9 protein-coding genes are annotated in these 8,365 nt (G+C 48.2%); 6 read left to right on the forward strand and 3 right to left on the reverse strand.

From position 1 onward, the window contains the following. Positions 1–104 precede the first annotated feature (104 nt). Complete coding sequence (locus tag A1D16_RS20365; protein WP_290713064.1) at positions 105–1,016, reverse strand: AMP-binding protein; 912 nt, start codon at positions 1,014–1,016, stop codon at positions 105–107. Between A1D16_RS20365 and A1D16_RS20370 the strand changes: the two genes are divergently transcribed. Continuing rightward, positions 1,015–1,767: an amino acid--tRNA ligase-related protein gene (locus tag A1D16_RS20370; protein WP_290713067.1), complete on the forward strand. Its 753-nt coding sequence runs from the start codon at positions 1,015–1,017 to the stop codon at positions 1,765–1,767. The genes A1D16_RS20365 and A1D16_RS20370 overlap by 2 nt on opposite strands. A 42-nt stretch (positions 1,768–1,809) precedes the next feature. Here A1D16_RS20370 and A1D16_RS20375 read toward each other — a convergent pair whose 3' ends face one another. Further along, a complete protein-coding gene (locus A1D16_RS20375) occupies positions 1,810–2,478 on the reverse strand; it encodes a hypothetical protein (RefSeq protein ID WP_290713070.1) in 669 nt (222 codons plus the stop codon). Between the two features lie 2 nt (positions 2,479–2,480). Further along, on the reverse strand, positions 2,481–2,813 hold the full coding sequence (locus A1D16_RS20380; RefSeq protein WP_290713073.1) for a PadR family transcriptional regulator: 333 nt from the start codon (positions 2,811–2,813) through the stop codon (positions 2,481–2,483). A gap of 110 nt (positions 2,814–2,923) precedes the next feature. Here A1D16_RS20380 and A1D16_RS20385 point away from each other — a divergent pair, with 110 nt between their 5' ends. The 5 genes from A1D16_RS20385 to A1D16_RS20405 all read left to right on the forward strand — a co-directional run bounded on the left by A1D16_RS20385 (position 2,924) and on the right by A1D16_RS20405 (position 8,215). Continuing rightward, positions 2,924–3,436, forward strand: coding sequence for a hypothetical protein (locus A1D16_RS20385; RefSeq protein ID WP_290713076.1), 513 nt, complete (start codon positions 2,924–2,926; stop codon positions 3,434–3,436). A 132-nt stretch (positions 3,437–3,568) separates the two neighbouring features. Continuing rightward, positions 3,569–4,981 (forward strand): circularly permuted type 2 ATP-grasp protein, encoded by a 1,413-nt coding sequence (locus tag A1D16_RS20390; RefSeq protein WP_366207088.1) that lies wholly within the window; start codon positions 3,569–3,571, stop codon positions 4,979–4,981. Between the two features lie 23 nt (positions 4,982–5,004). Then, positions 5,005–5,946: an alpha-E domain-containing protein gene (locus A1D16_RS20395; protein ID WP_290713082.1), complete on the forward strand. Its 942-nt coding sequence runs from the start codon at positions 5,005–5,007 to the stop codon at positions 5,944–5,946. Between the two features lie 8 nt (positions 5,947–5,954). Beyond that, positions 5,955–6,899 (forward strand): transglutaminase family protein, encoded by a 945-nt coding sequence (locus A1D16_RS20400; RefSeq protein ID WP_290713085.1) that lies wholly within the window; start codon positions 5,955–5,957, stop codon positions 6,897–6,899. Between the two features lie 50 nt (positions 6,900–6,949). Beyond that, a complete protein-coding gene (locus A1D16_RS20405) occupies positions 6,950–8,215 on the forward strand; it encodes a replication-associated recombination protein A (RefSeq protein ID WP_290713088.1) in 1,266 nt (421 codons plus the stop codon). Positions 8,216–8,365 lie beyond the last annotated feature (150 nt).

An 8,365-nucleotide genomic window follows, 5' to 3' on the forward strand; every position in this document is an offset into this window, starting at 1 on the left:
AATCAGGTCTGCCGGCCGCAGGTCTGACGCCATATGACTATGTGCAGAATGCATTTACGCGAGGGGCGCGAAGCGGATTCCGGTTCGCTCCCCTCGCGATCGTTCTAGCTCCCCGCCACGCGCCGCGTGTGGCCCTGCCAGTGCGGCTCGCGCAGTTCCTTGCGCTTGATCTTGCCGACGGGCGTCTTGGGCAGGGGTTCGGTACGGAACTCGACCTTGTGCGGCTTCTTGTAGGAACCCAGCTTGTCGGCGCAGAGCTGGATGATCTCCTGTTCGCTGACCGCGATTTTGGAATCGACAGTGCAGACCGCCAGCGGCGCTTCGCCCCATTTCTCGTGCGGCACGCCGAACACGGCGCACTCGATGACGGCCGGGTGGTCGGCGATGGCGTTCTCCAGTTCGGCCGGATAGATATTGTAGCCGCCCGACACGATCATGTCGTTGGCGCGGTCCATCATGTAGAGATAGCCGTTGGCGTCGAGCATGCCGACATCGCCGGTCAGTACCCAGCCATCGACCATGCGTTCGGCCGTCGCTTCCGGGTCCTGCCAGAACCCGCTCATCTGCCCGTCGGTCTTGGCCACGATCTGTCCCGGCTCGCCCGGCTTCACCGGCCGGTTTTCCTCGTCCCAGATCTGCAGCTCGGCGAAGGGCAGGGCCATGCCGCAGGCACGCAGCGGATTGGAGCCGGGGACGTCCTTTGCGAACCACTGGGCCGCCCCCATGATCGCCACCGGCAGCACTTCGGTCTGGCCATAGCCCTGGTACATGGCCTTGCCGAACACCTCATAGCCCTTGAGCGCGGTGTCGTCGGCGATCGGTGCGGCGGCGATCAGCAGGCACTTCATGCTCGAAAAGTCGCGCTGGCGTAGCCCGGGCACGCGCAGCAGCGCGTTGAGCATGGTCGGCACCATGAACATGTAGCCGATCTTCTCCTTTGCCATCAGGTCGGCGACGGCGACGGGATCGAACTTGTCGATCATCACGTTGCAGGCGCCGCCCATCCAGATCGGCATGAACGGGCTTGTCTTTACCCGCTGCAACCCACATGCCAGCTTTAAAAGCAGTGCCGATAAATTCTTTAACGAGGAGCAACTAAAAACACTGGCCGATCTGTCGAATGCTAAACCCGGCGACCTGGTACTGATACTGGCGGGTCGGGAAGAAAGAACCCGTAAAGCTATCAGTGAATTGAGGCTTGAAATGGGCGAACGACTTGGCCTTCGCAAAAAAGATGAATTTAAATTATTGTGGGTACTCGATTTCCCTCTCTTCGAATATGCCGAGGAGGAAAACCGCTGGGTAGCAAGGCACCATCCTTTTACTTCTCCCAAACCCGACCATATTCAGGTAATGATCGAAAATGATCCGGCAATCAAAGACGCGGCCAACTACCTGCAGCACCCCTACTCCAATATCAAAGCCAATGCCTACGATATGGTATTGAATGGTAATGAAATCGGCGGAGGGTCTATCCGTATTTTTCAGCGAGAACTGCAGGAAAAAATGTTTGATGCGCTGGGCATGACCAAAGAAGAAGCACTGCATAAATTCGGCTTTCTCCTCGGCGCTTTTGAATACGGCGCTCCGCCGCATGGTGGTATTGCTTTCGGCTTTGACCGCCTTTGCGCCATCCTGGGCGGTTCGGAAAGCATCCGAGATTTCATTGCGTTCCCTAAAAACAATTCCGGCAGAGATGTAATGCTCGACGCCCCCTCTTCCATCGACGACAAACAACTGACTGAGCTCAGCATAAAATTGAACTAATTATATTTTCAGCGGTCGGGCAGTACCGACCGCTGAAAATATTTAACGGAAAGCGTGGCGAAACTGTTGGCGCAGGTTTTGGTGAAAGACCACCTGTACATGGTAGAACGATACTACCAACAGCAAAAACAGCGGGTAGAAATACTTCAGCAAAGGTGCCAGAAACAGGGCTGTAGCTTCATTCCACGAATATAAATACAACAAGAGCAGTAGTAAAAAAGCCATTACTCCGCCAGTATAATAGGTAATCCTGAAAGACAGCATCCGGTGCTGCGCCTGCTGCCGGTTTTTGCGCACTATATCTTTATGCGCCCATAAATACATGCCCCCATACAGGGCTACCAGTTGATGGCCGATAAACACCATGTCCCGCGCGTTCATATAGGGTGTAATCAGCCAGGTAAACGCATACAGACTAACCAGGATCAGCAGTTTGGGCCAGGTAAAAAAGGCCTTCCAGCACCCGATAAACAGGCGCAGGTAAGACAGCAGTAGAACTTTTTCTTTTGCCCGCACAATCTGTTGTAAGGATTCGGCCGGAAACTGTTTTTTCACAGCCGCAAATGCCTGCTCAAAATTAACTCCCTCCGCCAGTTGATGCTCCATCATTGCTGCCATATGATCCACCAACTCCACCTGTACTTCATAATAAGGCGCTCCCGCCGACCGGCAATAGCTTTTAAGCCGATTAAGTTGTTCAGCACTTAACATATTCAGGAAATTTTAGGTTGAAACATCCATTGAAGGCTGCGCATAAATTGTTCTAATTCTTCCATAGCCAGCACCGTTCCCTTGGCACCTTTTTGCGTAAGCTTATAATATTTTCGCAGGCGGTTTCCTACTTCTTCCTGCTCGGTTTCCAGTAAGCCTGCTTCCTCCAGCCGGTGCAACAAGGGGTATAAAGCCCCCTCCGTTATCTGCAATTCCCCTTTGGTCAGTGCTTTTACCTGCTGGGTAATCTGGTATCCATACATTCTGCCCTGCTCTTTGAGAAGCTTCATAACAATTGGCTCCAAAAAACCTTTATAAAGGGTCGACTTCTTCATAAATACCTAATTTATTAATGCATCAGCAAATTATGCATTAACGCTTAGTTTTCCAAATTCCGGACAAAGTCACCGATCGAGCCTATTTTTGCCGATCAAGCAAACACCCCATGAATAATTTAACTGTTTACCGGATCTTAACCTATGTACTTCTGGCAATTGCCGGCTTTCTTTCATTGCTCTTGATCGGCATGCTGCTGGCAGCGTTGGTAAACCCGGTATTATTGCTACAGGTTTTCCTGCTGGCCTGTGTTATCATTTACTCGTATTGCAGTTTCCGGTTTCTGAACAGGGGAATTGATGCACACCTGTATTGCCGTCCTTCGTTACGTGATCTGATCCGGGTAAATGGATACGGTACCCTGGCTTTTGCCTCTCTAAACCTGGTAGTCAGCTGCACGCTGTTAGTACGGCCGGGCATGCTCAACGAGGTAGCAGAACAGGCCTTGTCAATGCAGAAAGAACAGGTGGAAGGAATGGAAGAGATGATGATAAATTACATGAAGTACACTCTCCGCTTTTTATTGTTTTACAGTGCTGCTTTATTGGTTCATGTATACATGAGTTTTCGCTTAATCCGGCTGCATGCCGATGCCTTTGATATACCTACTAACCCGCAATAAATTCAGCTTTCTAATCCAATACTGAATCCTTATATTTGAAATACAGGTTGCTTGCTTCATACGTGGGGCTGCAACCTTTTTTTATCTATAACCAAAACTATGCTTGAACATTCAGTATTCAGCAATTATTGCATGGTTCCCATGAGTTGGGATGAAATGTGCGATGGGTCTATGATCCGTCTCCCCTACCAGCAGGTATTCGAAACACTTAACCAGCTAAGTGCCGGCAGCCTGAATGATAAGGACCGGATGGCCAGTGAGCTGTTTTTAAGCCAGGGAATTACTTTTACCGTGTACAGCGACAATGAAGGCATTGAGCGGATTTTCCCCTTTGATATTATTCCCCGGATCATTCCAGGAAACGAATGGGATCATATAGAAGCCGGCATTACCCAGCGCTTAAAAGCGTTAAATCTTTTCCTGAAAGACATCTATTCTAACCAGCAGATTATCAAAGATGGCATTATCCCCGCCGAGCTGATTGCGTCCTGTCCGCATTATACAAGAGAAATTTTTGGCATACGGGTTCCACATGATATTTATGTTCATATTGCCGGCATTGACCTGATCCGCGGCCAGGATGGCTCCTATTACGTACTGGAAGATAATTTACGCACTCCATCGGGTGTATCGTATATGTTGGAAAACCGCGAAGTAACCAAGCGTATTTTCCCGGATATGCTAACCGCCAGTAAAGTGCGTATGGTCAATAATTATCCGCTTGAATTGTACAATGTGCTGGTATCGCTGGCTCCCCGGCAAATAGCACACCCCACCGTTGTGCTGTTAACGCCCGGTGTTTTTAACTCCGCTTATTATGAGCATACATTCCTGGCGCGTTCTATGGGTATTCCGCTGGTGGAAGGGCGCGACCTGGTAGTGGACAATCATAAAGTGTACATGAAAACCACGCTTGGCTTGCAGCAGGTAGATGTTATCTATCGCAGGATTGACGATGAATACATGGATCCGCTTGTTTTTCGGCCCGATAGTGCATTGGGTATTCCCGGTATACTGGGTGCCTACCGAAAAGGGAATATTGCCCTTATAAATGCGATCGGCAATGGCGTTGCAGACGACAAAGCCGTTTATGCCTATGTACCCGCTATGATACGGTATTACCTAAACGAAGAACCTTTATTAGCCAATGTTCCTACCTACCAGATGGCCGACCCGGATGCCCGCAAATATACGTTTGAGCATATCCGGGAAATGGTTATCAAACGAACCAACCAGTCGGGTGGTTACGGCATGTTAATGGGAAATTCGGCTACCGATGAAGAAATTCATCAAATGATGAAAGCCGTAGAGGAAGATCCGCGGAACTTTATTGCACAACCTATTATCAAACTTTCCACGGTTCCGTGTTTTATCAATAACCGGTTTGAACCAAGACATGTAGACCTGCGCCCCTTTGCGCTTTTTGGCCCGGGTGGCGTAAAGATTGTACCTGGCGGACTTACCCGCGTAGCCCTGCGTGAAGGATCCCTGGTCGTAAATTCCTCACAAGGCGGGGGAAGTAAAGATACCTGGATCATTAATTAACCAACGAACCCTTAACAACCGCTATGCTCAGCAGATTAGCCGACTCACTTTACTGGCTCAACCGATACCTTGAAAGAAGCGATGCCATTTTACGCATCCTGCACATTAACTATACCCTCTGGTTAGATAAAGGTGAACATTCCGTTCATTTCTGGACACAGCTGACCAATATGTTCAGCACGGCAGAAGAAGCAAAAAAAGAATTTTTTGACCAGCATCCCCTGCAACTGGTACAGCACTTGATTTACGACACTTCCAACGGAAACTCCATCCGCGCTATGGTAATCCGTGCCCGAGAAAACGCAAGGGGTGCACAGGATCATATTACCAAAGAAGTCTGGGAACAGGTAAACCAGTTTTATCACCTGATCAATAACCCAATGCTACAACAGAAACTGGTCAGAAATGATGCGCTTAACGTACTGGCGGAATTGGGCAATCAGATGACACTTTACACCGGGATAACGGACAGCACCATGCCCCGCAATATGGGCTGGAATTTCATGACCCTGGGTAAGTTTGTGGAACGCGCGGTAATTAGCATAGAACTGGCTGACCGTTTTTTTGCGGAAATCGATTATTCGCTGGATCAGTCGAGAGATGTCCTGTTCTGGCGCAGCCTGCTCCTCTCTTTATCAGGCTACGAATTATACCTTAAAACCTATCGAAGCCCGCACCATAACCAGCACGTAGCTTCACAGGTTTTATTCAGCAAACAGTTTACGCGTTCAGCCAGCTATTGTTTTGACCGGATTGAATTTTACCTTAGTAAAGTAGTTGCGGATAATAACAGTGAAGAAGCCCGGAGTTTGTACCGCGAATTTGGCCGCCTGCACAGTAAAATCGAATACTCTGATCTTTCTGTATTAAGAGAAAAAGGATTGCAGCCTTATCTTCAGGAAATCAAAGCAGAATTATTTGATTTTAACCAGCGCTTTAGCCAGGTTTTCTTTTCATACGCATAAAACGAATCATGCCAACTTTCAAAATTCATCATATCACCAGTTACGAATACGATCGTCCCGTAACGGAAAGCATCAATGAGATCCGAATTACACCTTATGCTTGTGAGGAGCAGGAAATACTGGAACATGAGCTTAATATTACCGGCAACCCCACCCTATTGAATTATACCGATTACTGGGGCAACCGTATCGGGCAGTTCAATGTTAATCCGCCGCATTCTGAGCTGGTGATAGAAAGCAAACTGGTGGTCCGCACAAAAGCCCCTACCGACCGCACCCTGGTTTTCAATACCGGTTTTGAACAGTTACAACAGGAAATCAATCAATCCCTCGCCTTATTGGAATTGACCAAACCAGAAGCTATTCAACACCAGGAAGCCATCCAGGAAATTGTACGGCAAATTTATCAGCCCTGGAAATCGGTAGCGGCCACCGTACAGGACTGCTGCCAGTTTATATTTCAGCATTTTCAGTATATAAAAGGAATTACAGATATTGAAACCACGGTAGATCAGATTATTGAACACCGGTCGGGGGTATGCCAGGATTTTGCACATGTAATGCTGCAGGTATTACGTACCCTAAAAATTCCGAGCAGGTATGTAAGTGGGTATATCTGCCCCAATAAAAACGGGTTACGCGGAGAAGGCGCCACCCATGCCTGGGTAGAAACCTGGATTCCGAATTATGGCTGGACGGGCATTGACCCCACCAATAATATCTGGGTCAGCAATACCCATGTTAAGCTGGCGGTGGGTCGAAATTTTACCGATTGTTCACCTGTAAAAGGAACCTTCAAAGGCCCGGCTCATCAGAATCTCTATGTATTTGTTTCAGTGGGCTATGAAGATGGCCATCGTTTCGAAGAAAGAAACCAGGTAAAAACGCCGGTTGTTGCGGAAGAAGGATTGTATAGACCTACCATAGACGAAGCAGGCAGGCAGCAGCAATAGTACCTGCTAAATGCAGGCATTCCTGTACATTTGTCGACTAATTATACGCCATGCCGGTTCCATTAGCAGAGCGATTACGTCCGCATACACTTGATGATTTAATCGGGCAGGAGCACCTTACCGGGGAGGGTAGCATCCTGCGCACTTCTATAGAGCAGGGGAAAGTACCATCCATGATCCTGTGGGGCCCGCCAGGCGTAGGTAAAACCACCATTGCCAATATAATTGCACATACCACAGCGGCCCCGTTTTATACACTTAGTGCAATCTCCTCCGGCGTAAAAGAAGTACGAGAGGTAATTGAACTGGCTAAGAAACAGGATAAAGCCATTCTGTTTATAGATGAAATTCACCGGTTCAATAAATCACAGCAGGACGCTTTACTGGGTGCCGTTGAAAAAGGAACGATTACCCTAATTGGTGCCACTACCGAAAATCCCTCGTTTGAAGTTAACAGCGCCTTGCTAAGCAGAAGCCAGGTATATGTTTTGAAAGCCCTCTCCGAAGAGGCCATGATCCGCCTCTTGCAGGATGCCCTGCAACGAGATCCATGGCTGAACCAGCAACCTATTGATTTAAAGGAAACCGCCGCGCTGATCCGGATTTCGGGAGGTGATGGCCGTAAGTTGCTTAACCTGTTAGAACTGGTGGTTCAGCAGGCTGCCGGCACCACTACTCCAATCTCCGTTACCGATGAATTCGTAATGCAGGTGGCGCAGCAAAAAGTAGCCCTGTATGACAAACAGGGAGAACAACATTACGATATCATTTCCGCTTTTATAAAATCCATCCGTGGCAGTGACCCCAATGCAGCCGTTTACTGGCTGGCAAGAATGCTGGCAGGAGGCGAGGATGTAAAATTCATTGCAAGACGGTTGGTCATCCTTGCCAGTGAAGATATCGGTAATGCCAACCCCAACGCACTGCTCTTAGCCAATGCCTGCTTTGATGCCGTTAATAAGATCGGTAACCCCGAAGCAAGAATTATTCTGTCACAATGCGCCGTTTACCTGGCAGGATCGGCCAAAAGCAATGCCAGCTATCTGGCTATTGATGAAGCCATAGCATTGGTTAAACAATACGGCGATTTACCGGTCCCTTTTCATTTACGGAATGCCCCTACCAAATTGATGAAAGACCAGGGCTATTCCAAAGGATACCAGTATTCACATGATTATGCATTGAATTTTTCCGCACAGGAGTATTTACCAGATGCTTTGAGCGGACGACCAATTTATAAACCGGGGAAAAATGCCCGCGAAGAAGAAATTCGAAAATTCCTTCAGCAACGCTGGAAGGACAAATACAATTATTAACAGCGTTTATAAAATTATGAGAACTATTTGTTTTACAATGGTCATGCTGCTGTCCGGATTAATTACCAGGGCGCAGACTACCATTATCCGGGATCCCTTTATAGAAAAAATGGTAAAAGAAGTTTCAGCTGATTCACTTCAGTCCTATAT

Source organism: Flavihumibacter sp. CACIAM 22H1 (genome assembly GCF_001601815.1).
In the GTDB taxonomy this organism is placed as follows: domain Bacteria; phylum Bacteroidota; class Bacteroidia; order Chitinophagales; family Chitinophagaceae; genus Flavihumibacter.

Bases quoted from the DNA above. Each gene is read 5' to 3' on its own strand.
- A1D16_RS20370 (WP_290713067.1), top strand. From the start codon at position 1,015: ATGAACGGGCTTGTCTTTACCCGCTGCAACCCACATGCCAGCTTTAAA.
- A1D16_RS20365 (WP_290713064.1), bottom strand. From the start codon at position 1,016: ATGCCGATCTGGATGGGCGGCGCCTGCAACGTGATGATCGACAAGTTC.
- A1D16_RS20375 (WP_290713070.1), bottom strand. From the start codon at position 2,478: ATGTTAAGTGCTGAACAACTTAATCGGCTTAAAAGCTATTGCCGGTCG.
- A1D16_RS20380 (WP_290713073.1), bottom strand. From the start codon at position 2,813: ATGAAGAAGTCGACCCTTTATAAAGGTTTTTTGGAGCCAATTGTTATG.
- A1D16_RS20385 (WP_290713076.1), top strand. From the start codon at position 2,924: ATGAATAATTTAACTGTTTACCGGATCTTAACCTATGTACTTCTGGCA.
- A1D16_RS20390 (WP_366207088.1), top strand. From the start codon at position 3,569: ATGGTTCCCATGAGTTGGGATGAAATGTGCGATGGGTCTATGATCCGT.
- A1D16_RS20395 (WP_290713082.1), top strand. From the start codon at position 5,005: ATGCTCAGCAGATTAGCCGACTCACTTTACTGGCTCAACCGATACCTT.
- A1D16_RS20400 (WP_290713085.1), top strand. From the start codon at position 5,955: ATGCCAACTTTCAAAATTCATCATATCACCAGTTACGAATACGATCGT.
- A1D16_RS20405 (WP_290713088.1), top strand. From the start codon at position 6,950: ATGCCGGTTCCATTAGCAGAGCGATTACGTCCGCATACACTTGATGAT.